This is a genomic window from Vibrio sp. JC009 (assembly GCF_029016485.1).
Taxonomy (GTDB): Bacteria; Pseudomonadota; Gammaproteobacteria; order Enterobacterales; family Vibrionaceae; genus Vibrio.
Map to the genome: position 1 here is coordinate 226,317 of NZ_CP092107.1, position 26,507 is coordinate 252,823.

Here is a 26,507-nt window from a genome sequence, read left to right on the forward strand (position 1 = left end):
TAACGTATGTCTGCAGGATTAGTACAAGCCGCATACATTGTTGCTGCGGTTCTATTTATTATGAGTCTGGCGGGTCTTTCCAAGCAGGAATCCGCTCGCTCCGGTAACTACTACGGTATTGTCGGTATGGCGATCGCATTGATCGCAACGATCTTCTCTCCTGACTCTTCCGGTCTGGCGTGGATCATCGTCGCTATGGTGATCGGTGGTGGTATTGGTATCCACTACGCGAAGAAAGTTGAAATGACTGAAATGCCTGAGCTGGTTGCTATTCTTCACAGCTTTGTTGGTATGGCAGCGGTACTGGTTGGTTACAACAGTTTCCTTGCTCCGCCAGCACCTATTTCAGTAGACCCTGCCGGGATTCACGCTGAGCACATTATCCACCTGGTTGAAGTGTTCCTTGGTGTGTTCATCGGTGCGGTGACTTTCACAGGATCTATCGTTGCATTTGGTAAGCTTCGCGGTGTGATCTCTTCTTCACCACTTAACATTCCTCACAAACATAAATGGAATCTGGCGGCGATTGTTGTTTCAACGCTTCTGATGATTCACTTTGTTAATGTTGAAGGCAGCATGTTCGCGCTTATCGTGATGACTCTGATTGCCTTTGCATTCGGCTATCACCTGGTTGCCTCTATCGGTGGTGCAGATATGCCGGTGGTTGTTTCAATGCTTAACTCATACTCTGGTTGGGCAGCTGCGGCGGCAGGTTTCATGCTGGCGAACGACCTTCTGATTGTTACCGGTGCACTTGTTGGTTCTTCCGGTGCCATCCTTTCTTACATCATGTGTAAGGCGATGAACCGTTCATTTGTTTCGGTTATTGCTGGTGGCTTTGGTCAGGAAGTAGTTGTGAGCGGCGACACTGACTATGGTGAGCACCGTGAAACATCGGCTGAAGATGTGGCGGATATGCTGAAGAACTCTAAGTCTGTGATCATCACTCCGGGATACGGTATGGCGGTAGCTCAGGCTCAGTACCCTGTTTATGAAATCACTGAAAAACTGCGCGCAATGGGCATCGAAGTTCGCTTTGGTATCCACCCTGTAGCGGGCAGACTGCCGGGTCACATGAACGTACTTCTGGCTGAAGCAAAAGTACCATATGACATCGTACTGGAAATGGACGAGATCAACGACGACTTCTCTGAAACAGATACAGTTCTGGTTATCGGTGCAAACGATACGGTTAACCCGGCGGCGCTTGAAGATCCAAACAGCCCGATTGCAGGCATGCCTGTTCTTGAGGTTTGGAACGCGCAGAACGTTATCGTATTTAAGCGTTCAATGAACACAGGTTACGCAGGTGTGCAGAACCCGCTGTTCTTCAAAGAGAATACGCATATGCTGTTTGGTGATGCGAAAGATTCATGTCTGAATATTTCAGCTCACATCTGATAGATTATTCTTATCGTTTAAAAGCCCGCTTCCAGCGGGTTTTTTTATGCCTGAAATTAGTATGATTCTATATGCTAAATGTAACTTTGCAGCCCAATAAACAGAGCCAATACAAACCTTCATCTGTTTACAAAAATTTCACGACGGGTTCTATATCTTGTTGAAGAACATATGATTTTTATTAAATATAGGCTATATTTAACAGCATAACGTCGGGGTTGGAAGATAGTAATTTGAATATACTTAAGATTTTTTTGCTGGTGATTTGCCTGATGCCTGTAAAGGTATTGGCAGAGACATTGCCCGAAAGAATCACACGTTTTGTTGAATCATTTGATCCTGCGTCGGCCGAGCAGAAATATAATATACGTGTTATACAAACCGGCTTTCCTACTAAGTTAATATCTCCTGAATATCTGTTGCCTCAGACATCAAACTACCCCCTGAACGATATTCAACAGCTGTACCGTTTGTCTAAGACCTGTAGTGGTACTCTGCCTCTGAGTCCGCTTGTGACTGAGCCTCTGGTTTTTGTGCGGGCAATGTGTAAAAGCACACCGCTGCCTAAAACCTGGTTTTCCCGAACCGGGTTAATTCATCCAGGTGGTGGCTCTTACGCTGCAAGATATGCGAAGAAGCACCCTAAAAATTTCGAGTCACTTCAGAAATATATGCACATTCAGGAAAGGCCAAAGGCAAAAAGCTCCACTTTGCTGGGACAGCTGCAAAGAATGGAGTTTGGAGCCATTGCTGCACTTATCGCGGGTGAGCAGTTGATCCTGGATAAAAAAACACTATGGCTGCGGAAGGGGGATAACTACTACCTTTATCCGGCCAGGGTGTGGCAGTCAAATACCAAATCGGCAGAGATAAATCTTCAGCAAATCCAGGGAACAAATACTTGCCTGGTCCGAAGAGGTAATCTGTGCATTTCCGAGCAAGACAGATCAAATATGTTGATGAAAGGTCTGGTTGCTCTTGCGTTTATCAACGTAGCTCTGATTATTGGCTGGTCTGTCTACCGCTGGGATGCGAAGCGCAGAGAGATGAAGAACCGAATGCTGGTCCTGCAGATCTTAACCCACGAGTTGCGCACACCGATTGCAAGCCTGTCCGTTACCGTTGAGGGCTTTCGCAGAGAGTTTGAAAAGTTGCCGGAGTCAGTTTATGACCAGTTTCGCAGGTTGTGTGAAGATTCGCGAAGACTAAGGCAGCTAGCGGAAGCAAGTAAAGATTATCTGCAATCGGAACATCAGAATCTGGCAACGGAATGGATTCCGTCAGTAGAGTCCTGGCTTAAGTATCGGTATGAAGAAGACTCTGACAAGTTGAGTTTATCTATTTCTGAAGATATCGCGGTTAAAGTGAATATCTATTGGCTGGGGACCTGTCTGGATAACCTGGTAAACAATGCATTCAAATACGGTGTGAGCCCGGTGGAGCTTAAGGTGTCGGTGAAAGGAAATCTGGTTTCTTTTTCGGTTATCGATCAGGGCGCACTCACTCATAAAGATTGGAAACGCCTTAAAAAGCCATTTGCCAGTGATGCTGGATTAGGGCTCGGCCTGACAATTGTCGAATCTATGGTGAATCGCATGGGAGGCAAGATGAGCCTGAGCGGTCCGCCAACAACATTTACATTGGAGATTTCTTGTGAAACAGACACTGCTACTCGTTGAGGATGACAAAAACTTAGCCGATGGTTTATTGGTTAGCCTGGAACAGGCGGGATACGAATGTCTTCACGCTGAAAAGATATCCGAAGTAGCCGCGCTATGGGAAAAGTCAGATCTTGTCATTCTGGACAGACAATTGCCAGATGGGGACTCTGTCACTCATCTTGAATCCTGGAAGGAGATCAAACAGATCCCGGTGATCCTTCTAACGGCATTGGTTTCAATCAAAGATAAGGTTTCCGGTTTAGACGCCGGAGCAAATGATTATCTGACAAAGCCGTTTGCTGAAGCTGAGCTCTTTGCGCGGATCAGAGCTCAGTTAAGATCGCCTGAAGGTGAAAACGAGCCGGATCAGGATAGGGTGGTGACACGAAATCTGGTTATCGATAAAAGCACCCGTGAAGTTTTTTACAATGAAGAACCGGTCAGCCTTACACGGACGGAATTTGATCTGCTGCTATTTTTAGCCAGCAATCTTGGTCGCGTTTTTACCCGGGATGAGCTATTAGATCATGTGTGGGGATACAACCATTTCCCGACCACAAGAACCGTTGATACTCATGTTTTGCAGTTAAGGCAAAAACTGCCCGGAGTGGAAATAGAAACACTTCGCGGTGTCGGATATAAGATGAAATCCTGATGCTCAGATACTTAATCGTGATACTGGCACTGTGTAGTCAGGTTAAAGCACACGCCGAGAGCTGGTTTGAAGACAGCTCTCCGTTAATCAATGCTCACCAGATGCTGCTTGAAAACCGGATCAGTGACAGTTTCGCGTCCATGGTTCAGGTTTGGCAAAGCCGTCACGACCCGTATATGGAAAGCCACCTGAATGATTTGCTGTTAAAAGCGCTTGAGCGAGATTGCGGGAAAAGTCTGAGTAATGAGTCCTTGCCTCAATGGTTAAATGAAGTGACTATTCGCAGACAGTCCGTTCAGAGCCCAGGGCGGATCAGCCAGCGTTTAGTTATCGATATTCTGGCAGACAAAAAACTGAACAGAGTGAATTTTGTTAAGTGGCCGGAAGTGGCCATATCGCGAGATACAGAATCAAGCTGGATTAAAGAAGATAATAAAACAATACAACGTAACGTTTTTATTTTGAACCAGAGATTACCTAAAGGCTTGTATCAACTCACTTTAAAAACGGAAGATAGTCAGGAGTGGCGTTCCTGGGTACTGATGGGAGAAGCGCAAGCCAAAGAGATTGTTCGCTGGGAGACTCACGATAGCTGGGAGGTGGATAAATTCGGTTTGCTCAATCCATACTGCGAATTGCCGGTTATGGATGTCAGCTTGTATGATTATGTTGACGATCAGTATAAAAGAATCTGGCACCGCGACTATGAAAGCCGCTATCCGGAGAAACTGCCAAGAGCCAGTTATAAGCCTGACCGTTATGTTCTTGCTGTATCGATCACACATAAACGCTGGCAGGGACAGATTATGATTGAAGAACAACAAGCTATCAGCAAAACATACGATATATCAGAGGAATAAATTGATAAAGTATGTCTCAGACTTGCCGATATAGAGTTTAATGGATTACTTAGGTTCTGAATGACTATGAATAAACTTCGTTTTGCTGTAATTAGCGCCCTGACTCTTACTTCTTATTCTACTTTTGGTGCTAATTACGCTGTAGATGCTCGCGGTGACGCGATGGGTGGTGTTGGTGTTGTTGCGGCAACTTATCTGACAGCCCCTTTTTATAATCCGGCATTAACTGCGATTTACCGCAGAAATGATGATGTGGGAATGCTGCTGCCAAGTTTTGGTCTGGTCTACGATGACTCAGATTTGATGGTAGATAACCTGGATACGATTTCCGACAACATTGACGCGCTTACAAATAATACCAGCAGCGTGGATGCGGCGACGGTTGAAGAGCTTAATACCGCATTGAATAATTTACAGGGCAGCGAGTTAAAGATTGAACTTGGTGCTGCTGCAGCGTTTGGTATTCCCAACCCATACCTTTCAATGACAGCGTTTGGCAAGTTATATACAGAGTCGTATATTGTGCCGGACGTATGGCAAAGTACAGAGTCCGATACTGCGACAAATGTTGCAGAGACTGCAGAGTTGACGGCTATTAATGCTGTATCGGTCGGTGTTGCAGAAGCCGGGCTTTCTATAGCCCGCTATAGCACGGTTTTTGGTCAGCATATGTCTTTTGGTTTCTCTCCAAAAATTCAGCGTATTTATACCTATGCCTATACAGCTTCCGCAGAAAATTATGATGTAGAAGATATTCGTGAGAATGATACGGTTGAAACCGCAATTAACCTAGATGCTGGTGCTCTTTGGTTTTACGGTCCTTTACGAGTTGGACTTGCGGCAACTAACTTAATACCCAGAGACATAGATACCAAGGTGGTAACTACTACGCTAACCAGCGATGTTACCGGTGAGACTAAGTCAGTGACTACAGATTATTCATATCAGATCAGACCACAGTATACCGTTGGTGTGGGCTTTGTTGCTGATTATTTCTCATTAAGTGTTGACTATGATCTTACTGAAGATGAACGCTTTGTGGAGTTTGACGATAATATCCAGTGGTTCCGTGCTGGTATGGAAATCGATATTTTCCGTCAGCTTTACCTTCGTGCCGGTTATAAGAAAAATATGGCCTATAGCGACAGCGACGATGTGTTCACTGCAGGTATAGGTTTATCGCCACTTGGCCTGTTCGAACTGGATGTTGCAGTGAGTTATGTATCTGAAGACTCTATGGGTGGCTACGTAAACTTCCTTGCTACTTACTAATTTCCTGCTAATATTCGGCTCCTGACTTTTTAGGAGCCGAATATGTTTAATGACCTGCCAACACTTACCCACCAAGAACAGCAAGAAGCAGTAGAAAGAATTCAGAAACTGATGGAAGAGGGCATCAGTACAGCTGAAGCGATTAAAATCATTGCTGATGAGATCCGCAAAGAGCGTCCAAACCAAGATTAAATAAAGGCAAGCTTTAACTTTCCTATTCCTGCCAGATACCAGTCTTTTCTTTATATGTTATGCACTATAACTAAGTTAACTTTAAGCAATAACTTAACCACTACCCAAAATATCAAATCTCACCAAACATCTACTAACTTCCAGCAGACAAAAGGCTTTGAAATTTAGTGAGCTAAATAATAAAGTGGTTGAGCTATTCCCACCAATATCCGATCTAACTCCTTAATATACAAATGGTTACGAGTGTTGGTCGTGGCTCTTTTTCTGGTAGGGAAAGGCTGGCTACAGTGCGCTTAATACAAGATTAATACAAATACATCTTGGGGTGTAATTAAATTACAAGCCATGTTTTTGTTCAGTGAAAAATGCTAGTCTGGCGAAATAAGTGATAAAATTGGTAAGTGCTTACTATGCGTTTTGTGCATATTGCCTGTTGATTTGAAAAGAAAGGAACAGGACTAGTCGCTTTCTATTTGAATTATCAGGCCCGATAAACCATATTTAGTGAGGTTGTCGTTCGAGCTGCGTAATAATCTATGGAAAGGAGATGTTATGCTTGGTGTAAAAAGAATGTCCGAGCTACAGAAAGCTAAAAAAAGATTTGATGATGCCTGTAGTCGTCACCATGAAATGGTAGCGTTAAGAGATGCAGGCAAGATTAGTGACGAAACGTTACTGGATGCAATTGATGATATGTTTCAGGCAAAAATCGAATTAGAGGAAATCTACCTGGACAGATAAACGAAGCCAGATAGTTCTAGTGCGTATTATGTATCTTATGTTAAATAGGATTCTTTTATATATCAAATAGTTGCCGCCAACCTCCTCCATTTGCTTCATTTTAAACTTAACCATTCAGCTGTTGGCTATACTTTTGGTTTTGAGCGCTTCAGAAAAAACTCTCTGCCTAATGTAAAAAAGCCAATACTTTTTCAGGTATTGGCTTTGGTGAAATAATTTGCGGGTTTGTGATTAACCACCGGCTAATTTAACCGTGTGACCCTTTTTCTCCAAATGGGCTTTAATCTTTTCTCTGTTGTCGCCCTGAATTTCTATGGTGCCGTCTTTAACAGAGCCACCGCAACCGCATACTTTCTTTAGTTCAGCTGCCAGTAATTTCAGTGGTGCGTCATCAAGGTCTAAGCCTGTTACTATACAAACCCCTTTGCCTTTGCGGCCTTTGGTTTGTCTCTGAATTCTTACGACGCCATCGCCTTTGGGGCGCTGCTGTTTTTCTTCAGTTGGTTTAATTCTGCCGGTTTCTGTGGAGTATACGAGTGTCATATGTCTATTTCTTTTTTCTGCTTGCAGCTACCTGCAGGTGTTTATCAATGTGCTTTTTGATGGCTTCTTTAGAACCTTTCACCAACTTGCCGTTAAACATACAGTACCAGCTGTTTTTTGCGCCAGTGTCGCTTTTAATGCTGTAGCCGTTGTATTCTTCAACCTGCTCGTTGTGCTCCTCAGCCTTTTCCGGTGCTATGGATGCAAACTCTTTAGGGTCGATAACTGTTGCGGTATCGCACCACCAGTCTACGCTCTTTTTAACAGCAGGAAGACTTCCTGACAAAACCTGATTTTTAATGCGAACATGCCAGGTTTCTCTGTCAGAGTTTGATTGAATGCAGTAACCGCGATGAAATGTCGTTGCCATATGTTTGTTAAAATAATTGTCTACATTTATTACTTATAATAATTGCATCCGGCTAATATTCAAAGGTAAACTTACTTAAAAATATCTGTTATAGTGCGCCATGAGTAAAAAAAAGCTCAATCCCATCCTTGACGAAAGTGAGAAAAAGCAAAGTATCGCTTTGTTTAGTAAAAATGTGTCCAGCTCAGATATACATGGACTTACACAAGGCCAGTATTCCCGTAGCAGTGAACTGGCGATGACCACCGACTGGAACCGGTTTGTTGAGTTCTGTTGTCACAGGCATGTCTCTCCTCTTCCCGCATCGGTTACTGCGGTTCGTCTTTTTCTGGAAACAGAGAGTCGTAGCCGCAAGTTTTCCACCGTTCGACGCTACAGTGTCACTATTGGGTTAATCCATAAAATACATAGCCTTAAAGACCCCTGCTCCAACCGGCAAACTAAATTAATACTGACTCAACTTAAGCAAACTAAATCCGGAGACGCACGCCAGGCAAATGCCTTTACACAGGCGCATATCGATAAACTTCATAGTATGCTTTTAAATGAAAAGTCGTTTCAGGCTCTGCGTGATCTTGCCATATACCATTTGATGTATGAGTGCGCCTTAAAGCGATCTGATCTGAGGAAAATCTGTTTTTCCGATATTGCTCTGGAAGATGAAAACGCAGTTGTGACGATAACAGACAGCCACTACCGGCTAAGCGCACCGGCGACGCAAGTTATCCGCAGCTGGTCAGAAGCCTGTGGCAACAGTGGATACTGTTTCCGCCGAATAGACAAACACGGGAACCTGGGCAATGAAACATTGGATGACTCCTCTGTTTACCGGATTCTGAGAAGAGCCAGCGACCGGCTATGTCTGCCGGAGGAGATGCGTTTTACTACCCAATCTGCCCGCGTTGGTGCAGCGCAAACCCTGAAGGAACAAGGTTATAAGCTAAAAGATATACAGAGTTTCGGAAGATGGTTAAGCCCTGCAATGCCGGCCCAGTATTTGTCGAACCAGGACATTGCAGATAAAGAGATGACCAAATTTAAGGTGATTAAGCCCTGGAAGTGATCGCTTTTCTGATCGCTAAGGCTAAGAATTCGCTGAACTGATGACCGTTGTTTTCCAGCATTTTGGGGAACATAGAAATCGGTGTCATACCCGGAAAGGTATTGATTTCATTAAGGTATAGCTCGTTATCTTCGGTCAGAAAGAAATCGATTCTGGAAAGATCTTTCAGCTTTAACTGCTTAAATGCTTTGGCGCAGTATTTTTCAATGTCTGCAAGCATTGACTCAGAAAGCCCTTTTGCTTCAATTTCTGTTACTGAGTGGCTGTCCGGGCTGTATTTCTCATCATAGGAATAGAAATCGCCTTCAGGTGCGATAACTTCACCCGGCTTAGAAATATGCAGCTCACCATCAATTTCGTAAGCAGCCACTTCCAGCTCGCGGGGTTTTACTGATTTCTCGATTAGAACCTGATTGGAATACTGAAATGCCGAGCTGATGGCATCGTCCAGTTTGTCTAAATCCGTTACACTGTAGCATCCTACCGAAGAGCCCTGACAAGCCGCTTTAACAAAAACCTTTCCCCACTTATCAAAGGCTTGTCTGGCTCTATCATGAGATTCGGCGTCATCTTCTGTGATAAACAGATATGGCGTGTTTGGTATTCCTAAGGCGTCGTACCAGAGCTTTGAGGTGATTTTATTAAAAGAAATGACACTCGCTTCCGGACCACATCCAAGATAAGGAATACCGGACAACTCAAACAGAGACTGAAGATCTCCGGTTTCCCCCGGATAACCGTGAACACATGGAACAATATAATCGATGGCCGTTTCAGACTGCTCGGAAATCAGCGCTTTTTTGTTTATATCCAGAATGACCTCTGAACCGTCATCCGTAACCCAGGTATCAGCCTTAATCTCTACCCTAATCACGCTAAAGTCAGATTGCTTTTCAAGTTCGCTTAGCAGATATGAAGCGGATACAAGTGAAACTTCGTGTTCTGAAGATGCACCACCACACAGGAGTAAAATTGTTGATTTGGCCATTGAGGGTCTTTCCATGTACTGCGTATTCGTTGTCTGGATAATTATCATAGCGGTTTAATATGACACTTACAGCTAAAACAACGCCTTTATTTCCTAATTTGGGTTTAACTGGCTAGATTTCCACCTTAAAAAAGGGCCTGAAGGCCCTTTTTTTATCTAAGCTGATTCAGCTTAGGATAGTTTGAGTTTTTGATGTCATCAATACTCTTAACAAACGGTTTTAAGTTTCTGAATGACTCAGGCAGCGTCATGATAGCCGCTTTTGCTTCCGACTTAGTTGCGTAGTCGCCGTAAAGCAGAGCAAACCACTCTGTGCCGTTAACGCGCTTATAGTGTTCCCACATAGGTTCGCTACCCGGTAACATGGACGCAAAATCATGAATTTTTGCAGAGCTTCCAACAGCAACAACCTGCAGAGTATAGCCGAATCTTTGAACCATCTGCTTATGTTTTGGCTGAGGCGCTATAATCCGCACCTTCTTGGTTTGCGCTACCGGTTGTACTATTTGCTGTGTCTGAGGCGGCTGCAGCGTAACCGTATTCTGTTGAGTCATCGGCTGTGCCTGAACGACCACTTGCTGCTGCTGTGCCGGTTGCACAACAGTTTCTGTCATCACCGCTTCTGCCGGCATTGGCTTTGCCATCACCTTAGGCTGGTAATCTTCGCGGTAACTGTCTGAGGTAACTTCCGTTACATACTGACCACCGCCCATGGAACAAGCTGCTAACAGGACGGAAAGTCCAATAATCGAAATCTTTTTCATGAATAAAATAATCATTTGAGAATAAAATACATCTGTAGAAATCATGCCTACGGACTCTTTAAGAATCAAGCATCTATTTCGAAATGTAACAAATTAGATGTGACCCAATACACAATCTTCAATAACAAGGGGGCATATAAAGCCATTTCGGCACTCTATGTCCGCTATCCTTCTTTAATTAGATTAGTATATAGATCCGTCTTTCTTAAGGACAACTTAAGGGATCGCTATGAATAATATATCTAAATTGCTAAAGCCTTCTTCAGTAGCGGTGATTGGGGCATCAAACCGACCGTTTCGCGCCGGAGAGGTCATTATGCAAAATCTGCTTTCCGGCGGTTTTCAGGGCGCAATAATACCTGTAACCCCGAAGTATAAGGCGGTTTGCGGCGTGCTGGCTTATCCCAATATCAACACTATGCCGATCACACCCGATATCGCCATACTTTGCACCCACGCCAGCCGGAATACAGAACTTATGCAGCAATTGGCAGAGAAAAAGGTCCCTACTGTCGTTATTCTCTCTTCAGATATGCATAATCCTGCGTCCGCAGCAGCCGGTTGTACTATCGAACAGGAATGCCTGAAAATTGCTAAGGAAAATGGCATCCGGGTACTTGGATCCAATTCACTTGGCCTGCTTCTTCCCTGGATCAACTTTAATGCGTCCTTTTCACCAGCAACCGCCCGAAGAGGCAATATCGCTTTTATCTCTCAGTCAGCTGCTGTTTCTACCACCGTTCTGGACTGGGCAGAAGACAAAGAGATCGGGTTCTCGGCGTTTATTTCCATTGGTAACGGCTCAGATATTGACTGCTGTGAACTACTCGATCATCTCTGTACTGACACTAATACCAGTGCAATTCTTATCTATCTTGATTCCATCAAAGACGCCCGGAAATTTATGTCTGCTGCCAGAGCAGCGTCAAGAAACAGAAGAATACTCGTGCTAAAGGGAGGCAGAACGTCAGAAGGAAGAAAATTAGCTCAAAAACATACAGGTGCAAACGATACGCTGGACATTATTTATGACTCAGCGATACGAAGAACCGGCATGCTCAGGGTAAAAAATACTCCAGAGCTTTTTGCTGCCGTGGAAACTCTGACCCATTCGGTCTTATTGCGAGGTGAAAGACTGGCCATAGTCACCAATGGTGGCGGCCCGGCAATCATGGCGGTGGATACTCTGCTTGAGCGGGGCGGTAAACTTGCCGAATTTGATATCTCCACCAGAGACAAGCTAAGTGCGTTTTTGCCCGCCTCCTGGTCCAATACCAATCCTGTCGATATGATGGGCGATGCCGACAGTAAAAGGTATGTACAGACAATAAACGCGCTAATGGATGGCGACGATTTTGATGCGCTTCTTATTATGCACAGTCCCTCTGCCGTTGCTCAGTCAACGGAAACAGCAGGCGCAGTCATTGATGCCATAAAATCACACCCCCGGCATAAACGCTTTAATATTCTTACTAACTGGAGCGGAGAAAAGACCACCCGAGAAGCGAGGCTTCTGTTTACACAATCCGGCATCCCCACTTACCGGACTCCAGAAAGCGCGGTTATTGCCTACATGCACCTGGTGGAGTACCGCAGAAACCAGAAACAGTTAATGGAGACGCCGACGACATCCGAGCATATCGGCTCGCATCAGCTAAATGAAGTCAAAAGCTGGATTCAGTCTCAGGTCAGTCATCAAGAGGTGACATTAGACACTCACCAGATCACCCCTCTGTTTAACCACTATAAACTGGAGGTTCTGGAAACCTGGATCGCACAGGAACCCAGCGAAGCGGTGCATATTGCCAACAAAATAAGTTACCCTGTAGCGGTTAAGTTACGCTCTCCCGATATTGCCCATAAATCGGATATTCATGGGGTCATGCTTAACCTCAGAACCGCTGAAGAGGTCGAAAGCGCAGCGCAGTCAGTATTTGATCGTGTTCAGTTAAATTATCCGGCAGCCAGAGTGAATGGCTTAATCGTCCAGGCGATGGCCAGCCGCATCGGCGCCTATGAATTAAGGGTTAAAGTTGCAACTGACGCCACCTTCGGGCCGGTTATTTTCTTGGGTGAAGGAGGTTCTGAGTGGGATGAGAGCATTGACGCTGCCGCCGCCATGCTGCCTTTAAACTCCGCACTGGCGCGCTATTTAATTATCAGGGCGATAAAGGCAAACAAAATCCGGCCGCATCAGACGCAGTACTTCGATATTGATGCACTGAGCGAGTTTCTGGTAAAAATTTCTCAGATGCTTGTGGATAATCCTCAAATCCATCAGTTGGATATACATCCGCTTCTGGTTGGTGAAGACACTTTAACGGTGCTGGATGCCGATCTGCTTCTTAAGCCCTATGAAGGTGATGCTCACCGGCGCTTTGCTATCCGGCCCTATCCTTCTGAGCTTGAAGAGGCGGTGACGCTGAAAAGTGGAGAAACTGTTACTCTGCGCCCTATTTTGCCCGAAGATGAACCACAGCATGCGAAATTTCTCACTCAGGTCTCTAAGGAAGATCTGTACAAACGATTTTTTTCTGATGTTGGAGAATTTAACCATGAGGCTCTGGCCAATTTGACGCAGATAGATTACGACAGGGAAATGGCCTTTCTGGCGGTTTCGCAGGATGGAAGTATTCTTGGTGTATCAAGAGCGCTTATCGACTCAGAAAATATCGATGCTGAATTTGCTATCTTGATCCGTTCTGATCTAAAAGGAGTGGGACTGGGCAAAATCCTGATGAATAAGATAATCGAATATTGCCGGAATAAAGGCACTAAGCAGATGTCAGGAATGACCATGCCCACCAACAGAGGCATGCTGACGCTTGCACAAAAGCTTGGATTTGAACTCGATATACAATTTGAAGATGGCAGCGCAGATATGAAGTTAACCCTAAACAGTTAACCCGCAGGAACGAAAAGGACCGCTGATGCGGTCCTTAAATATTCAGTCATGTTTGCGCTTAGAATTACGGGGAGGATCAGCCTTGCTTCTTTTCTTTTGTTACCATTAAAAAAGCCGCAATAATAAATGCTATGATTAGCGCCAGTTCCATAATTTTTCCCCCATATACAATACTCCGTAAAGTGTAACAGAGATGCCGGATATTTATACAGCTTATCGTTGTTTTTGTTCAAATATAGACATCTGTCATGCAAGGAGAGTTAATATCAATCAAGCTGAGAATCTTTTAACCTGTAAGCAACATTTTAAATGATATTTCTATACAATTTTACGCAATAGCTATTACTCAACCAGGATGATTGTTGATACCATTGAAGCAAAACTGACCCCGAGCAAAAAGTAAACAAAGGGATTTATAAATGAAAAGCGAACAATTGATGATCAACTGTGATATGGGAGAAAGTTTTGGTTCGTGGAAGATGGGCGCCGACGCCTTTGTTATGCCATGGATAGATATGGCGAATATCGCTTGCGGCTTTCACGCTTCTGATCCCTATGTGATGTCTGAAACCATAAAACTGGCAGTAGAAAATAGTGTCATGATTGGTGCACATCCGGGCTATCAGGATCTACAGGGATTTGGCCGTCGGTCTATTGCTCATACTCCGGAAGAAATCATTCAGATGTGCGTATATCAAATTGGCGCGCTTATCTCCCTTTGTCACTTATACGGTACTGAGGTTAAGTATGTAAAACCCCATGGTGCGCTTTACAACGATATGATGAAAGATCCTGTGATCTTTGAAGCGCTCACATCAGCATGTGAACATTTTTCGCTTCCGCTAATGATTTTATCTTCCGGTGAGAATAACCGTTATCTTGAGCTGGCTGACAGAAAAAACGTTCCGCTGCTCTTTGAGGCCTTTGCTGATCGTACCTACACTAATGAAGGCCTGCTCACTCCGAGAACAATGCCGGGTTCAGTTCTCACAAATAGTGATGATATTTACCATCAGGTGATGCAACTGGCAAAATTTCAAAGTGTTACTTCAATCGATGGTCAAAAAATTCCAATTCAGGCCGATACTATATGTATACATGGAGATAATGAACACTCTATTGCTGTTGCTCAGCGATTACATGATGCAATTAACGCGCTTTAGGTGAAAAAATGTGGGATAAACTTTCTATAGAAGCTGTATGTGAATCATCCATTCTTGTCCGTTTTTCGGATGAAATTAACATTAACCTGCCCCACTATATTAACGCAGTGGCAGAATTGATCGTTGCTCAGCACGCCAATTCAATCATGAATATCACACCATCATACACAACGCTGCTTATTGATTATCTTCCCTACCGGGTTTCTGAAGATGAATTTATCGCCAGCGTTGCCTCGGTGCTGCATGATGTTGAGGTAAACCTGACGGCGCTTAGCTATAACACCATTGTTTTGCCTGTGTTTTATGATGAGTCGGTGGCCCCGGATCTGGCTGCGGTAATGGAGGCGAGAAAACTTTCAAAGCAGGATCTGATCGCTTTGCATACCGGGCAGGAGTATACCGTCTGTGCGATTGGTTTTACTCCCGGCTTTGCTTTTCTTGCAAATGTACCTGAACCTTTGGCAACGCCCCGCCTGAAGACTCCCCGCTTGTCTGTGGCAAAAGGAAGCCTTGGTATCGCAGACAGACAAACTGCAATTTATCCCACTCAGACACCGGGAGGCTGGAATATTATCGGTAATTGCCCGGTTCCTTTATTTGATCCTGCCAGTGAAAAGCTGTCTCCATTCAGAATTGGAGACAAAGTAAAATTTGAGTCCATAGACAGAGATTATTATTTTGAGTTAGGTGGTGAACTATGGGATTAGTACAGGTTATTAAACCAGGCCAGCTTAGCCTGATTCAGGATTTCGGCCGTTACGGAATCGGCCCTCTTGGCGTTACCCAGGGCGGCCCGGTAGACGAATATGCTTATTGCTGGGCCAATCACCTGCTTGGCAATCCGCCAAACTGTACCTCTTTGGAAATAACCCTTGGGCAGGCTGAATTTGTCTTTACCGAAAATTGTATGGCAGCGATATGTGGTGGAGACCTTCAGGCTAAACTGGACGGGAAGCCGGTCACTAACTGGAGCTCGTTTTATATTAAAAAGGATCAGGTGCTTCGCTTTGGCTTACCGGTTAACGGATTGCGGGCTTATCTGGCGGTTTTAGGTGGTTTTAACGTAACACCAACGCTGGGAAGTACAGCAACCGTAACAAGAGAGCAGCTTGGAGGTTTAAATCAAAACGGCGAGCCTCTGGCAAGCGGTGATGTTATTCCTTTCAATAGTGGAATCCAGACCCAGCTGAAACCAAAACAGATCACCTTCCGTTTTAAGCCAGATTACAACCTGCCGCTGAAATTAAGAGTTATTGAGTCTTACCAGTCGCATGAATTCAGTAAAGAAGCAAAAAGAGCCTTTTATCGCCAGCCATATCACGTAAGCCAGTCAAGTGATCGTATGGGCTACCGACTGGAGGGCGTTCCTGTTTCGCCTCCGTCCGGGGGAATGATTTCAGAAGGTATTGCACTGGGGTCTATTCAAATTCCTCCTGATGGTCAGCCAATTATATTGCTAAATGACCGCCAGACTTTAGGTGGCTATCCCAAGATTGGTGTATTGGCGAGAATCGACCACCCTCGCATTGCACAGGCAAAACCGGGACATGAAGTTAAGTTTATTCGCGGGAATAGAAAACACCTGCAGGCAATCTGGTGCTCCTGGGCTTTAAGGTTTGGATATTAGCTAAAAACGGCTTGCTTTTCAGTTATCCCGAATGTTATCCACCGAAACTGTGTATATCTTCCTGTTAACAGGTGAAATTTAGCTAAATTTGTGGATATTCTAAATCAGCTTTTTGAAAGAGCGCTCGTCGCCTCTTGATACCGATATGTCTGAGAGTTCATGCATCGCAGCCACCTGCACCGGGCTTAATTCGGCATCAAAAGGTACGTCATTTTGGGTTAACAGACGTCCAATTTCATTAACCACTGCGGTTAGTTGGTCAGAATCAATTTTATGGCAAAGTGTTTCAGAGAGCTGGTTACTGGTCACCGACAGCTCCCCTTCGAACTCTTTAAACTTAAATTTGAACTCTAGCATAAATTTTTCACGGCAAATTGATAACTGCTGGGAATAATACCATTTGATGTGATTTAGCTCGACAGAATTAGATTAACTTTTAGTTAAAGTCGCTACAACATCAGCTTTAACAGTGTGATCTGCTTTCAATTATTCACGCCGCATCCAGATCTATTTTATTAACAATCGGTAATATTCTGTTAAATTTATGACTTGTCAGACTAGCTTGCGTGATGTGTATCACATTAAATAATGTTTCGCTGAGCTGTTAACTAAAGAATAAGAAGTGGTTATTTGAAGCAATAGTACCTAATGCCTGTAGCCTGATAGGCTATTTTAGTTGCGTCTTACAAATAAGACATAAGAGCCCCAAAATTTTTATTACAATAGCCTTGACAAGATTGTTCCCGCAATCCAAATTTGCTCTAAGCCTTGTCCTGTAAGGCTTTCGACAACTTATGCACATCCTCTTCCACCGATTTTGTGGATAAATGGAAGATCTACAGGGTTTTACTTTTTACTGTTGATATCCTGAAAAGCCACAGACTTTGCCAGGAGCGAAGGAAGTGAATAGGAGGAGCGGTATCTTGAAGCGACGTGTTGCTGGTGGCTTTTATTGCCGTTGAGATAAATCAGAAACTCTTCAGTAATAGGGAAACCGGATGCTGAGCCAATCACCTGTTTTGCTTCACAGTAAGGACAAACAGCGGTCGTGCTGTGCGAATCCCATTCTACTATTTTGCAAGGTTCGAAAATCCTGGCGCAGCTGATGCAGCCACAAGACGTTGAAGAGACAATCTCGCGAAAGTTTCTTTTGGTGTGCTTTTTTACTGATTGTCTGCGGTTTACAACATTCATCTTGAACAACTAAATTTACTACTTTATCAATAGAACATGGTCATAGTGCCAGAGTGTTGTTACAAAAACAATATGGAAAAGCTCAAAATTTATCAGGATGTTCAGGCATGTGAACCTCTGCCGGAAAGGCAGAGGCCAGATGAAAGAAAGGCTTAATATATCGGACTTAATAACTTCTTTATCAGAGTATTCAAAGTAATCGCAAGGATGGCAAAAGCGATTAATGGCAGCATAAACCACATTCCGGTGTGGATTTTCGCTCCCAGTTCAAATCCCCATACCATAACGCCGGCAACACTCAGTTCAGCCCCTATTGTGGCAACCACTCCGGCGACTACGGCCATCAGGCCATATTCGCTCCAGATAGTTCTGGTAATGCTCTTTTTGCTCGCGCCAAGCGTTCTGTATAGTCTTATCTCATTTTGCCGTTGTGAAAGACTCAAGCGAAGCAGAGTAAAAATCAGCATAATCCCGGCAACAACCCCTAAAGCCGCCAGTACGGTGACCGACCAGATAATCTGTTCAAGCAGAGCCTGAATTTTATTCCCCATACTCCGTACATCTAAAATGCTAACCGTAGGGAATGTGCGCGACAGTTTGGCAATGTTTCTGCTTTGACTATCATCAATACGGTAGCTGACCATCCAGGTTGCCGGGAGTTTTTCCAGAACATCAGGCGTAAAAATAAAGTAGAAATTTGGCTTCATCTCCCGCCACTCCACTGACCGGATAGAGTTAACCGTGGCTGTTGTTTTCTTGCCATTAATCACAAAACCCAGCTGGTCCCCTAGTTTCAGATTAAGATCTCCGGCGATTTCTGATTCTACGGATACTCCCTGTGTATCGGTCCATCTGCCCTGAATTACCGGATTTCGTGCCGGCAGCTTCTCTGCCCAGGTGAAGTTTATCTCACGTCTTAATGAATCACTTCTCTTATCGACGCCCTGATAGCTTTTCGCTTCTACGCCATTGATCTCTGTCACCCGTCCACGGGTTATAGGGTAAGCCTGCGAACGCTCAATTCCTTTTTCATCAAGAAACTTAAGGTAAGCCTCCTTTTCATAGGGGGCGATATTTAGCGAAAAGGCATTTGGCGCATCTTTAGGAATGGTCCTCTGCCAGTCGGAAAGCAGATCGGTTCTTACCAGCCAGATAACCGCAAGCAGCATCAATGACAGCGAAAGCGCGCCAAACTGTAAGCCGCTGGCTACAGAGGAACGGCTAATCCGGCTGACGGCCAGTTTCATGGATGCAGAAAGAGGAAGTCTGGAAATCCCCTTGATTAAAGACATACTCAAAACGGCAAGCAGCACTAACAACAGAATTATCCCGGCAAAAACAATCCAGACTAAGGTGTTCTCTCTGTAGGCGATAAACATAGGCACCAGAGGTACCAATATCATCCAGAGTGCACGGATATTGAGTTTTCTTTCTGCCAGTTGTGACTGCATTACTGTGGCGGCCGAGGTATTTACCAGCTTAGTCAACGGAATCCCCAGTGCCGGGATTCCTATTAGCGTACAGGTAAGAAGCGAAACCAGAAATGGCGTTACACCGTAGCGCGGAAGCGGATCCGGCAGCAGCCCTTCTAAAGGAATTCTCAGCAAAACTTCCAGCCCCGCCCCGAGCAGCAGTCCGAAGCCGACACCGACAATAAACAGCAGCGTAACCTGCATCGCCAGCCAGCGGTAAAGCCAGCCCTTTGTCGCGCCAAGGCTTCTTAGCATTGCCACGGTTTTTCTGCGGCTTGAAACATAGTTCTGGCTGGTCAGCACCAGAGTTGTAGCCGCCATAATAATAACAATAGCGACAGTCAGAGACAGATACTGCGTGGTCCTCTCAAACAGCTCATTGTTTCTGGAATTGCTGTCGCTATCCATCCAGCGGTCACTTGGGGTAAGTTTAACGGCGCTTTTTATTTTGGCTGCTGTTGCTTCATCCGCCTGAAGATAAAGGTTAAAGCGGACCCGGCTTCCTAACTGCAGTGCGCCTGTTTTCTCGATGTCTTTAGAGTGAATATAAACGGCCGGCATTTGCTGGAACGGATTAAAGCTAAGCCCCGGCTCCTGTATCACTCTTCCTGAAATCTTAAAATCGGCGTCGCCTATAGTGACGCTGTCACCAACATCCACCTGAAGCAGATTGAAAACCCGCTCTTCTAACCAGAGTTCACCCTGCTCAACATAGCCTTTTCTTGTGACCCCGTTATCCAGTGAAAGCTCGCCTCGCAGCGGATAACTGATATCGACCGCTTTTACCGTAACCAACTGCATATCGGTGTCACTAAAAGCCATGGAGCCATATCTGACCAGCGAGGCATGCTCTATGCTCTCCCCGCTTATGTAATTCATCAGGCTTTCCGGGATGGGATTCGAAGAGGTATAAACCAGATCAGCCGTTAAGGCATCTTTGCCCTGCTTAACAACTATCTGTTCCATTCTTTCGGCAAGTGCTGAAAGCGCAAAAACACAGGCGACAATCAGTGTTAATGCGATAGAGATAGGCCACAACTGACCGTGGCGGATTTCCTCGCCACTCCAGAGAAATAAGCGTTTATTGATATCAGCCATCTTATTCCTCCAATTTACCTGCGCGCATATGAAGGGTCCGGTGACACTTATCGGCTAAATCCTGGTCATGGGTAACCAGTACCAGTGTGGTTCCGTGCTGAGTGTTCAGGTCAAAAAGCAACTCGATGATTTTTTCAGCCGTGTGCTGATCAAGGTTGCCGGTAGGTTCATCGGCGAAAAGAATTTTAGGTTTGATCATAAAAGCGCGGGCAAGCGCAACGCGCTGCTGTTCGCCGCCTGACAGCTGAGAAGGCAGATGATTCATCCGCTTTTCAAGACCGACCGATGCCAGCAGCTCTTTCGCGCGTTCCGTATCTTCATTTTCACCTTTTAACAAACAAGGCAAGGTGACATTCTCCAGTGCCGTAAGGCTGTCTATCAGCAGAAAGCTCTGGAAGACAAAGCCGATAGAAGTCCCCCTCAGCTGCGCCCTTTCCTCGTCATCCAGAGAGAGCATAGACTGGCCAAGAAGGTAAACATCGCCCTTAGTTGGCACATCCAGTCCGGCCAACAGGGTCATTAATGTGGACTTTCCCGCCCCCGAAACACCAACAATAGCGACCGTCTCTCCTTCACAAATCTCAAGATTCACATCTTCCAGGATTGTTAAATGTTCTTTATTGGTAGAAACTAGCTTAGCAATGGATTCAGCTTTAATAACGGACTCTGGCATGATTCGATTTATTTCCCTGTTAGTTATTCTTTTTTCCGGTTCAGTATGGTGTAACACATTATTAATCATAGGTGATAGTTTAAGTGCTGGTTATCAGATGCCAGTAGAAAAAAGCTGGCCTGTCAGGCTTGAGTCTGAATTAAAAGAGCGCGGGTTTGAATACAATGTAATAAACGCAAGCATTTCAGGCGACACCACAGGAAACGGCCTTGACCGTTTGCCTGATCTTCTTCGCGAACATTCGCCTGACTGGGTTCTGATTGAACTGGGTGCAAACGATGGCCTGCGCGGCTTTCACCCTAACCTGATTAAAAAGAACCTGAACCAGATGATTCTTATGATCCAAAATTCAGACGCACACCCTGCCCTGATGCAGATACAGACGCCGCCAAACTACGGAAAACGCTATAGCCAGGCCTTTAGCAGTGTTTATGATACTCTGGCATCCAGTCATCAGGTGCCGCTACTGCCCTTCTTCCTTGAACAGGTGATTCTTAAGCAGGAATGGATGATGGGTGATGGCCTGCATCCCAATGAAAAAGCTCAGCCATGGATTGCCGCTTATGTTGCCGACAATCTTTCACTCTATCTGGACTAATCAGCCCAAAAGATCGAATCCATGGAAATCAAACCCGTTATCCTGGTCATTTTTGAAGCACTTAAACCTTAGATTGCCGTTTTTTGACCAATTTTGTGAGGATTTATCAGAACTAGTCAAAAGATCACCTTATAATTAAAAATGAGCCCGGTTGGAAAACTCAGGAAGAGTTTTCGGGCTTATACCGGAAGTAATAAGCACATGGAAAGGTGCAATAAATGAATCGAATTGATACAAAAAATCTGTCTATTCCTGAAAATATCTTTTTCAGCTGGCAAAAGGCTATGAAGCTGCTTGCCGAAATCTCAGAAGTTCCCGCCGCTCTGATTATGCGGGCTCATATCAAAGAAATTGAAGTGTGGTGCTGTAATGAAAGCAATGTATCGCCTTTCAGTCCGGGTGATACCGTGCCTCTGGACGCCAATACCTATTGTGCGCATGTTATAAAGCATCAAAAAGAGTTACATGTTGCAGACTGTCGTGAAGATCCAATGTGGCGCGAAAATCCAAGTGCAGAGCTTGGTATGTTTGCCTACCTGGGACTACCAATTAACTGGCCGGATGGCAGTGTCTTCGGCACCATCTGTATTTTTGATAACAAAGCGAATCAGTTTAACGGCACCACAAGAGCGCTGATCGATACTTTCAGGGACCAGGTGGAGTCTCAGCTTACGACCATTTTTCAGCAGCTAAGGCTGAGAAGGTTAAATGAAGAGCTGAAAAGCCGGGTGAAAAAGCGTACCCAGGATCTGGCCAGTCTTAACTATACCCTGAGCCAGGAAATCGACAGACGCCGTGCCGCTGAGCAGGAAATCAATTATCAGAAGTCTCATGATATTTCCACAGGCTTTCTGAACTATGACGCGCTTAAACGAAAACTGACCGATAAACTTGAAGCGCTTGCGGACGACACTCATCTTTTTCTGGTACAAATCGGCTTTACCAACGGGCGAAGAATTCAGGCCAGATATGGCGACAGAGCGCTCAGTGAATTGATCGTGGCGTACCGCGAGCGGATTGGCACTATTGATTCCATCAATGCCTGGACCGGGCGAATTGGTCCTGTTGATCTGGCTATTGCCATTGAGGCACCCGCTTCCAGTCAGTTTATTGAGAACTTCTGTTACCGCCTGCTGGAGCTGAGTCATTCAGAGTTTAAACTGGGCCATGAAAAAATCCACCTGCACGCCTATATCGGCGTTTCTTCCAGCTCAGACTCTGAAAATGCCGAAGATATGACCCTGCACTCCAGAGAGGCCATGCTCTCCTGCAAAGAGTCCGGGCAGAAGTATATGTTCTACTCAAGCCAGCTATCTGCAACCCAAAATCATGTGAATAAGCTTGAAAGCTATCTTTTGCAGGCGGTACGTAATGATGACCTGATCCTCTATTTCCAGCCTAAAGTGGACCTGCAAAACGGCGGCTGGAAGGGAGCAGAAGCTTTGATTCGCTGGAATCACCCTGAGCTTGGCGTGGTGTCTAATGAAACGCTTATTCAGATGGCAGAGCAAAACGGACTGATATTTGAGGTGGGTAATTTTGTTCTCAGATCGGCCATAGAGCAAGCCAGTGAATGGTACCTGAGCATTAAGGATTTTAAAGTTGCCGTGAATGTTTCCGCCGTTCAGCTGCAAAACAAAGAGTTTGTGGAGCAACTTGAACATCTGCTGGAAACCTACAAGCTCCCGGCCAGCTATATTGAGCTGGAGATAACGGAAAGTGCGTTGATTTCCAATGAGTTACTGGCTCAGCAAACTTTGCAGGAGCTGAAAAGCTTAGGCGTGACATTGTCACTGGATGACTTCGGAACCGGCTATGCCTCTTTCAGTTATCTTAAAAAATACCCTTTCACTAACATCAAAATTGACAAGAGTTTTATCCAGAACATAGCCAACAAAGAAGAAGACAAAGAGATTATGCACTCCATTATTCAGGTGGCTAAAAAGATGGATCTGCTGGTGACTGTCGAAGGCATTGAGACTGTGGATCAGGAGCTGTTTGTGGTGAATGAAGGGTGTGATTTTGCTCAGGGTTATCTGTACGGCAAACCAATGGATACGCAGGAGTTCAGTGATTTCTTTATTCAGCAGTCCTCTCACCATATCGTTTGTTGATTCATTTTGATTAATGGGGCGCGGTTAACTATAATCGCCGCCCCTGTTCAGCGATAAATGAAGACTATGGATCAATTAACCGCAAAGCTTAAAAAACTCGAAAAACAGAACTACCGAGCTTATCAGCAGATAAAAGGCAGCTACGACTATCAGGACTTTGAGCTTTACATCGATAATATTCAGCCCGATCCTTATGCACCGGCGTCCCGCCTGCGGGCTGTCCGGCCATGGTCTCTGACAGGTCTTGCCTGGCTGAAAGACAAATCTTCGGCCTATCAAATTGCAGCGCGTGACTTTATCGCCCGCTCTTTTGCTCTGTTTGCTAAACATGACTCAGCGGTTTCTGTGGCTTTAACCGGTCAGACGGTTTTAGACAACACAGCAGTACTTTTTACCGAAGAAGGCATAGAGCTGCGCTTCAGAGTGGATCTGCCTGCCGATGGGCGTAGTATTCTGGCTAAGAAGGCAATTAACCTTCTGACTTTCCACCTGCCTAAGTATATTCGCAAGGCGACTCTGGAAAGAGAGCTTGATAAAGACGCACTACAGCGTCATTGCGAAACCATTGAAGATCAGGCGTCTCTTCGCTCTCAGCTTGAAGATAACGACCTGGTTGCGTTTGTTGGTAACGGCTCTGTCTTGCCACGCCTGGCCGGTAACAGTGATCTGCCGATGAAAGACGCCGTGCCGTTTCAGTCCCCTGCTTCGCTGGAAATCACTCTGGATGTGCCTAACAAAGGCGCTGTAACGGGTATGGGGATCCGCAAAGGCATCACCCTTATTGTTGGCGGTGGATTTCACGGTAAATCTACTCTGCTAAATGCTATTGAGCGTTCTGTTTATGATCATATCCCGGATGATGGCAGAGAAACCGTGGTGACTCTTGCTGACTCTATGAAGATAAAAGCAGAAGATGGCCGCTGTGTGCATAGCCTGAATCTGTCCAACTACATTAATCACCTTCCTATGGGCAGAGATACGGTTAACTTTTCAACTCAGGATGCATCCGGCTCAACTTCGCAGGCAGCCTGGCTGCAAGAGTCAATTGAAGCGGGCACCAGTGCACTTCTGATAGATGAAGATACTTCAGCAACCAACTTCCTGATTCGTGACGAGCGCATGCAGGCACTGGTTTCCAAGGGCGATGAGCCAATAACGCCTCTGGTGGATCGCATTGACCAGCTAAGAGATATTCAGGGTATCTCAACTCTGATGGTTATGGGCGGCTCAGGAGACTATCTTGATGTGGCAGATACCGTGATTCAGATGCACGATTATCAGGCCGTTGATCTGACGGAAAAAGCGCAGCAGGTGATCAGTCAGCACCCGACCCAAAGAGAAAAAGAGGCGGAAACGGAACTGGCGAAAGTAAAACCCCGCTCTGTTAACCGCTCTGCGCTTCAGGCTATTCTTACCGACGGCAAATTCCGCGTAAACGCAAAGGGAACTGATTCACTGCGCTTTGGTAAGGAGTATGTGGATATTTCGGCGATGGAGCAGATTGAGTCAGCCAATGAAATTAATGCCATTGGCTGGGTCTGGTTCCAGATTGCACAAATGCCGGGCTGGTCAAAGAACCTTAAGCAGGAAATAGACAGCTACCTGAACGAATCATGGAGCCGTAATATGCCAAATAATGGTGATCTGGCAAAGCCAAGAACCATTGATGTGATGGCCGCTCTAAACCGTCTGAGAAAAGCGAATTTTAAATAGCGAAAAGACAGAGAGCAGATACGCAGGTGTCTGCTCTATTAATCTTCCTGAGTTTTCAACACTGTCCAGGCTTCACAATACTTTCTGAATTTTTCGGCATTGCCTTTGTCTCTGTCCGGGTGCCATTTTAACGCCAGTGCCCGCCAGCGTTTACGGATCTCAGCAGGTTTCGCGTCTTCCCGTAGTTCAAAAATCCTGAGCGCTTCAGTTCTGGAGACAGAAATGCTGCTACTGCCCACATGCCTTCGGTAGCGGGTCCAGAAGTCCCGAAGAAGACGCCTGACCTCCCCCTCTTCTGCCTCATAGTTCGCCCAGTTGGTGTAATAGTCTCTTAGAGGATCATCGTTTGAAACCGAATCCTTTTTATTGATATCAGTCCGGATTAACCGGATATCCATCGCTTCAACCTGAACATAGACATCAGGATGAAGATCTTCCTGAAGCTGGTATAAGGCATTCATTATCAGGAAATTGCGTTTAAACAGATCCTTTTCTGCCGATTGATCCAGAACCGGCATGATGTCTAACTGGCCTAAACTGGCGGCTAAAGTATGCACTTTCCAGCCATCATTTTGCTTTTCCAGTATTTCCAGAATTGGCCAGATTAACGGATTTTCCATTTGCTTATTCGTATCGATAGTGGCTAGGGCGGATTTCATTTTACAGCTTAACTCGGTGATATCGTGAAGTAATTCTCCTGACGGTTAGGTTAACATTAATTTTGAGCAAAGGTTAAAAACAGTTGATATAATTTAATTGAACAGTGTTCAATATATTGTAGAATGCAGTGAGTTAATAAAAAAGAGAACCTCTCTATGACTAACACAAGTACCGGTATGAGCAAGGCCTTAAAATTATTGCTCTTGGTTTATTCGTTTGTTTTTATCTTCGCAGCCGTCTCTCCTTTATCCCGGGCTGTCTGGGTTGCTGAGATAATTCCGGTTGCCGCTGCCGTTGTGGCCATTATTCTTATCTCCCGTGTTCACCGGTTTAGTACCACGGCTTATGTGCTGATGTTTGTCTGGATCTTTATGCATACCATAGGCTCGAAGTACACCTTCGCCGAAGTCCCCTTCGACTGGTTTAATCAGCTGATTGGCTCTGAGCGAAATAACTTCGACCGCGTTGCTCATTTTTCCATTGGTTTTTATGCCTACCCCATCGCAGAGTATCTGTACCGGAACAACTACTGCAATAAACTGATATCGGCTCTGTTTGGCCTGTTTGCGCTTATGAGTGTGGCTGCCGGTTATGAAATTATCGAGTGGTGGTACGCCGAACTGGCTGGTGGCGATGAAGGTATTGCCTTTCTGGGATCCCAGGGCGATATTTGGGACGCACAAAAGGATATGCTTTGTGACACTTTAGGTGCGCTTAGTTCATTGGTTTTATTCGGCATGAGCCGGAATAAAATCAACGCTTAAAAAAAAAGAAGCCCGG

General features: G+C 45.2%; 25 protein-coding genes. 16 read left to right on the plus strand and 9 right to left on the minus strand.

The window, feature by feature from the left end; all coding sequences use genetic code 11:
- Nucleotides 1-6 precede the first annotated feature (6 nt).
- The 7 genes from pntB (at nucleotide 7) to L3Q72_RS15995 (ending at nucleotide 6,782) form a co-directional block, all read left to right on the plus strand.
- Nucleotides 7-1,401: a Re/Si-specific NAD(P)(+) transhydrogenase subunit beta gene (gene pntB / locus L3Q72_RS15965; protein ID WP_275133154.1), complete on the plus strand. Its 1,395-nt coding sequence runs from the start codon at nucleotides 7-9 to the stop codon at nucleotides 1,399-1,401.
- A gap of 272 nt (nucleotides 1,402-1,673) precedes the next feature.
- Nucleotides 1,674-3,080 carry a sensor histidine kinase VxrA gene (vxrA, locus tag L3Q72_RS15970; RefSeq protein ID WP_275133155.1) on the plus strand — a complete coding sequence of 469 codons (1,407 nt, stop codon included), beginning with the start codon at nucleotides 1,674-1,676 and terminating at the stop codon, nucleotides 3,078-3,080.
- Nucleotides 3,055-3,717, plus strand: coding sequence for a response regulator transcription factor VxrB (gene vxrB / locus L3Q72_RS15975; RefSeq protein ID WP_275133156.1), 663 nt, complete (start codon nucleotides 3,055-3,057; stop codon nucleotides 3,715-3,717). Before vxrA ends, vxrB begins: the two co-directional genes overlap by 26 nt.
- Nucleotides 3,717-4,577 (plus strand): DUF2861 family protein, encoded by an 861-nt coding sequence (locus tag L3Q72_RS15980; protein WP_275133157.1) that lies wholly within the window; start codon nucleotides 3,717-3,719, stop codon nucleotides 4,575-4,577. The genes vxrB and L3Q72_RS15980 overlap by 1 nt, the downstream gene beginning before the upstream one ends.
- 66 nt (nucleotides 4,578-4,643) lie before the next feature.
- Nucleotides 4,644-5,849, plus strand: a complete 1,206-nt coding sequence (locus L3Q72_RS15985; RefSeq protein WP_275133158.1) for a conjugal transfer protein TraF — start codon at nucleotides 4,644-4,646, stop codon at nucleotides 5,847-5,849.
- Nucleotides 5,850-5,891: 42 nt separating this feature from the next.
- Nucleotides 5,892-6,041: a YoaH family protein gene (locus L3Q72_RS15990; RefSeq protein ID WP_275133159.1), complete on the plus strand. Its 150-nt coding sequence runs from the start codon at nucleotides 5,892-5,894 to the stop codon at nucleotides 6,039-6,041.
- 552 nt (nucleotides 6,042-6,593) lie between these two features.
- The gene (locus L3Q72_RS15995) at nucleotides 6,594-6,782 is read left to right on the plus strand and encodes a hypothetical protein (protein WP_275133160.1); all 189 of its coding nucleotides are present in this window, start codon (nucleotides 6,594-6,596) and stop codon (nucleotides 6,780-6,782) included.
- Between the two features lie 231 nt (nucleotides 6,783-7,013).
- Here L3Q72_RS15995 and yciH read toward each other — a convergent pair whose 3' ends face one another.
- Nucleotides 7,014-7,325: a stress response translation initiation inhibitor YciH gene (yciH, locus tag L3Q72_RS16000; RefSeq protein WP_275133161.1), complete on the minus strand. Its 312-nt coding sequence runs from the start codon at nucleotides 7,323-7,325 to the stop codon at nucleotides 7,014-7,016.
- A gap of 4 nt (nucleotides 7,326-7,329) precedes the next feature.
- Nucleotides 7,330-7,695: a DUF3319 domain-containing protein gene (locus L3Q72_RS16005; RefSeq protein WP_275133162.1), complete on the minus strand. Its 366-nt coding sequence runs from the start codon at nucleotides 7,693-7,695 to the stop codon at nucleotides 7,330-7,332.
- A gap of 100 nt (nucleotides 7,696-7,795) precedes the next feature.
- Between L3Q72_RS16005 and L3Q72_RS16010 the strand changes: the two genes are divergently transcribed.
- A complete protein-coding gene (locus L3Q72_RS16010) occupies nucleotides 7,796-8,758 on the plus strand; it encodes a tyrosine-type recombinase/integrase (protein ID WP_275133163.1) in 963 nt (320 codons plus the stop codon).
- Here the strand turns inward: L3Q72_RS16010 and L3Q72_RS16015 are convergent.
- Both L3Q72_RS16015 and L3Q72_RS16020 read right to left on the minus strand, forming a co-directional pair.
- Nucleotides 8,742-9,746: a D-alanine--D-alanine ligase gene (locus L3Q72_RS16015; RefSeq protein WP_275133164.1), complete on the minus strand. Its 1,005-nt coding sequence runs from the start codon at nucleotides 9,744-9,746 to the stop codon at nucleotides 8,742-8,744. The two genes, L3Q72_RS16010 and L3Q72_RS16015, sit on opposite strands and share 17 nt — an antisense overlap.
- A 152-nt stretch (nucleotides 9,747-9,898) precedes the next feature.
- Nucleotides 9,899-10,510: an SPOR domain-containing protein gene (locus L3Q72_RS16020; RefSeq protein WP_275133165.1), complete on the minus strand. Its 612-nt coding sequence runs from the start codon at nucleotides 10,508-10,510 to the stop codon at nucleotides 9,899-9,901.
- A 229-nt stretch (nucleotides 10,511-10,739) separates the two neighbouring features.
- Between L3Q72_RS16020 and L3Q72_RS16025 the strand changes: the two genes are divergently transcribed.
- The 4 genes from L3Q72_RS16025 to L3Q72_RS16040 all read left to right on the plus strand — a co-directional run bounded on the left by L3Q72_RS16025 (nucleotide 10,740) and on the right by L3Q72_RS16040 (nucleotide 16,205).
- A complete protein-coding gene (locus tag L3Q72_RS16025; protein WP_275133166.1) occupies nucleotides 10,740-13,415 on the plus strand; it encodes a bifunctional acetate--CoA ligase family protein/GNAT family N-acetyltransferase in 2,676 nt (891 codons plus the stop codon).
- A 419-nt stretch (nucleotides 13,416-13,834) separates the two neighbouring features.
- A complete protein-coding gene (locus tag L3Q72_RS16030) occupies nucleotides 13,835-14,578 on the plus strand; it encodes a 5-oxoprolinase subunit PxpA (protein ID WP_275133167.1) in 744 nt (247 codons plus the stop codon).
- A gap of 8 nt (nucleotides 14,579-14,586) precedes the next feature.
- Entirely contained in the window at nucleotides 14,587-15,285 is a 699-nt protein-coding gene (gene pxpB / locus L3Q72_RS16035; protein ID WP_275133168.1) for a 5-oxoprolinase subunit PxpB, read from the plus strand.
- Entirely contained in the window at nucleotides 15,276-16,205 is a 930-nt protein-coding gene (locus L3Q72_RS16040; protein ID WP_275133169.1) for a biotin-dependent carboxyltransferase family protein, read from the plus strand. The genes pxpB and L3Q72_RS16040 overlap by 10 nt, the downstream gene beginning before the upstream one ends.
- A gap of 99 nt (nucleotides 16,206-16,304) precedes the next feature.
- Here L3Q72_RS16040 and L3Q72_RS16045 read toward each other — a convergent pair whose 3' ends face one another.
- The 4 genes from L3Q72_RS16045 to L3Q72_RS16060 form a co-directional block, all read right to left on the minus strand.
- A complete protein-coding gene (locus tag L3Q72_RS16045; RefSeq protein WP_275133170.1) occupies nucleotides 16,305-16,562 on the minus strand; it encodes a hypothetical protein in 258 nt (85 codons plus the stop codon).
- Nucleotides 16,563-17,051: 489 nt separating this feature from the next.
- On the minus strand, nucleotides 17,052-17,399 hold the full coding sequence (locus L3Q72_RS16050) for a hypothetical protein (protein ID WP_275133171.1): 348 nt from the start codon (nucleotides 17,397-17,399) through the stop codon (nucleotides 17,052-17,054).
- Nucleotides 17,400-17,551: 152 nt separating this feature from the next.
- Complete coding sequence (locus L3Q72_RS16055) at nucleotides 17,552-19,969, minus strand: FtsX-like permease family protein (RefSeq protein ID WP_275133172.1); 2,418 nt, start codon at nucleotides 19,967-19,969, stop codon at nucleotides 17,552-17,554.
- A gap of 1 nt (nucleotide 19,970) precedes the next feature.
- Nucleotides 19,971-20,642 carry an ABC transporter ATP-binding protein gene (locus tag L3Q72_RS16060; RefSeq protein WP_275133173.1) on the minus strand — a complete coding sequence of 224 codons (672 nt, stop codon included), beginning with the start codon at nucleotides 20,640-20,642 and terminating at the stop codon, nucleotides 19,971-19,973.
- Here L3Q72_RS16060 and L3Q72_RS16065 point away from each other — a divergent pair.
- The 3 genes from L3Q72_RS16065 (at nucleotide 20,641) to L3Q72_RS16075 (ending at nucleotide 25,067) form a co-directional block, all read left to right on the plus strand.
- Complete coding sequence (locus L3Q72_RS16065; protein ID WP_275133174.1) at nucleotides 20,641-21,240, plus strand: arylesterase; 600 nt, start codon at nucleotides 20,641-20,643, stop codon at nucleotides 21,238-21,240. The genes L3Q72_RS16060 and L3Q72_RS16065 overlap by 2 nt on opposite strands.
- 218 nt (nucleotides 21,241-21,458) lie before the next feature.
- Nucleotides 21,459-23,354 carry an EAL domain-containing protein gene (locus tag L3Q72_RS16070; protein ID WP_275133175.1) on the plus strand — a complete coding sequence of 632 codons (1,896 nt, stop codon included), beginning with the start codon at nucleotides 21,459-21,461 and terminating at the stop codon, nucleotides 23,352-23,354.
- A 66-nt stretch (nucleotides 23,355-23,420) separates the two neighbouring features.
- Nucleotides 23,421-25,067: an ABC-ATPase domain-containing protein gene (locus tag L3Q72_RS16075; RefSeq protein WP_275133176.1), complete on the plus strand. Its 1,647-nt coding sequence runs from the start codon at nucleotides 23,421-23,423 to the stop codon at nucleotides 25,065-25,067.
- A 38-nt stretch (nucleotides 25,068-25,105) separates the two neighbouring features.
- Here the strand turns inward: L3Q72_RS16075 and L3Q72_RS16080 are convergent, their stop codons facing one another.
- Nucleotides 25,106-25,687, minus strand: a complete 582-nt coding sequence (locus L3Q72_RS16080; protein WP_275133177.1) for a DNA-J related domain-containing protein — start codon at nucleotides 25,685-25,687, stop codon at nucleotides 25,106-25,108.
- Between the two features lie 195 nt (nucleotides 25,688-25,882).
- On the opposite strand from L3Q72_RS16080, the gene L3Q72_RS16085 reads away from it, so the two are divergent.
- Nucleotides 25,883-26,491 carry a DUF2238 domain-containing protein gene (locus L3Q72_RS16085; protein ID WP_275133178.1) on the plus strand — a complete coding sequence of 203 codons (609 nt, stop codon included), beginning with the start codon at nucleotides 25,883-25,885 and terminating at the stop codon, nucleotides 26,489-26,491.
- Nucleotides 26,492-26,507: the final 16 nt, after the last annotated feature.

What these genes read in the sequence shown, in the direction of transcription:
- L3Q72_RS16085 (WP_275133178.1), top strand. Translation starts at nt 25,883, where the DNA reads ATGACTAACACAAGTACCGGTATGAGCAAGGCCTTAAAATTATTGCTC.
- L3Q72_RS16040 (WP_275133169.1), top strand. Translation starts at nt 15,276, where the DNA reads ATGGGATTAGTACAGGTTATTAAACCAGGCCAGCTTAGCCTGATTCAG.
- L3Q72_RS16030 (WP_275133167.1), top strand. Translation starts at nt 13,835, where the DNA reads ATGAAAAGCGAACAATTGATGATCAACTGTGATATGGGAGAAAGTTTT.
- L3Q72_RS16005 (WP_275133162.1), bottom strand. Translation starts at nt 7,695, where the DNA reads ATGGCAACGACATTTCATCGCGGTTACTGCATTCAATCAAACTCTGAC.
- L3Q72_RS16050 (WP_275133171.1), bottom strand. Translation starts at nt 17,399, where the DNA reads ATGAATGTTGTAAACCGCAGACAATCAGTAAAAAAGCACACCAAAAGA.
- L3Q72_RS16045 (WP_275133170.1), bottom strand. Translation starts at nt 16,562, where the DNA reads ATGCTAGAGTTCAAATTTAAGTTTAAAGAGTTCGAAGGGGAGCTGTCG.
- L3Q72_RS15990 (WP_275133159.1), top strand. Translation starts at nt 5,892, where the DNA reads ATGTTTAATGACCTGCCAACACTTACCCACCAAGAACAGCAAGAAGCA.
- pxpB (WP_275133168.1), top strand. Translation starts at nt 14,587, where the DNA reads ATGTGGGATAAACTTTCTATAGAAGCTGTATGTGAATCATCCATTCTT.
- pntB (WP_275133154.1), top strand. Translation starts at nt 7, where the DNA reads ATGTCTGCAGGATTAGTACAAGCCGCATACATTGTTGCTGCGGTTCTA.
- vxrA (WP_275133155.1), top strand. Translation starts at nt 1,674, where the DNA reads ATGCCTGTAAAGGTATTGGCAGAGACATTGCCCGAAAGAATCACACGT.
- L3Q72_RS16080 (WP_275133177.1), bottom strand. Translation starts at nt 25,687, where the DNA reads ATGGAAAATCCGTTAATCTGGCCAATTCTGGAAATACTGGAAAAGCAA.
- L3Q72_RS16055 (WP_275133172.1), bottom strand. Translation starts at nt 19,969, where the DNA reads ATGGCTGATATCAATAAACGCTTATTTCTCTGGAGTGGCGAGGAAATC.
- L3Q72_RS16025 (WP_275133166.1), top strand. Translation starts at nt 10,740, where the DNA reads ATGAATAATATATCTAAATTGCTAAAGCCTTCTTCAGTAGCGGTGATT.
- L3Q72_RS16015 (WP_275133164.1), bottom strand. Translation starts at nt 9,746, where the DNA reads ATGGCCAAATCAACAATTTTACTCCTGTGTGGTGGTGCATCTTCAGAA.
- L3Q72_RS16070 (WP_275133175.1), top strand. Translation starts at nt 21,459, where the DNA reads ATGAATCGAATTGATACAAAAAATCTGTCTATTCCTGAAAATATCTTT.
- L3Q72_RS15995 (WP_275133160.1), top strand. Translation starts at nt 6,594, where the DNA reads ATGCTTGGTGTAAAAAGAATGTCCGAGCTACAGAAAGCTAAAAAAAGA.
- L3Q72_RS15985 (WP_275133158.1), top strand. Translation starts at nt 4,644, where the DNA reads ATGAATAAACTTCGTTTTGCTGTAATTAGCGCCCTGACTCTTACTTCT.
- L3Q72_RS16075 (WP_275133176.1), top strand. Translation starts at nt 23,421, where the DNA reads ATGGATCAATTAACCGCAAAGCTTAAAAAACTCGAAAAACAGAACTAC.
- L3Q72_RS15980 (WP_275133157.1), top strand. Translation starts at nt 3,717, where the DNA reads ATGCTCAGATACTTAATCGTGATACTGGCACTGTGTAGTCAGGTTAAA.
- L3Q72_RS16020 (WP_275133165.1), bottom strand. Translation starts at nt 10,510, where the DNA reads ATGAAAAAGATTTCGATTATTGGACTTTCCGTCCTGTTAGCAGCTTGT.
- yciH (WP_275133161.1), bottom strand. Translation starts at nt 7,325, where the DNA reads ATGACACTCGTATACTCCACAGAAACCGGCAGAATTAAACCAACTGAA.
- L3Q72_RS16060 (WP_275133173.1), bottom strand. Translation starts at nt 20,642, where the DNA reads ATGCCAGAGTCCGTTATTAAAGCTGAATCCATTGCTAAGCTAGTTTCT.
- L3Q72_RS16010 (WP_275133163.1), top strand. Translation starts at nt 7,796, where the DNA reads ATGAGTAAAAAAAAGCTCAATCCCATCCTTGACGAAAGTGAGAAAAAG.
- L3Q72_RS16065 (WP_275133174.1), top strand. Translation starts at nt 20,641, where the DNA reads ATGATTCGATTTATTTCCCTGTTAGTTATTCTTTTTTCCGGTTCAGTA.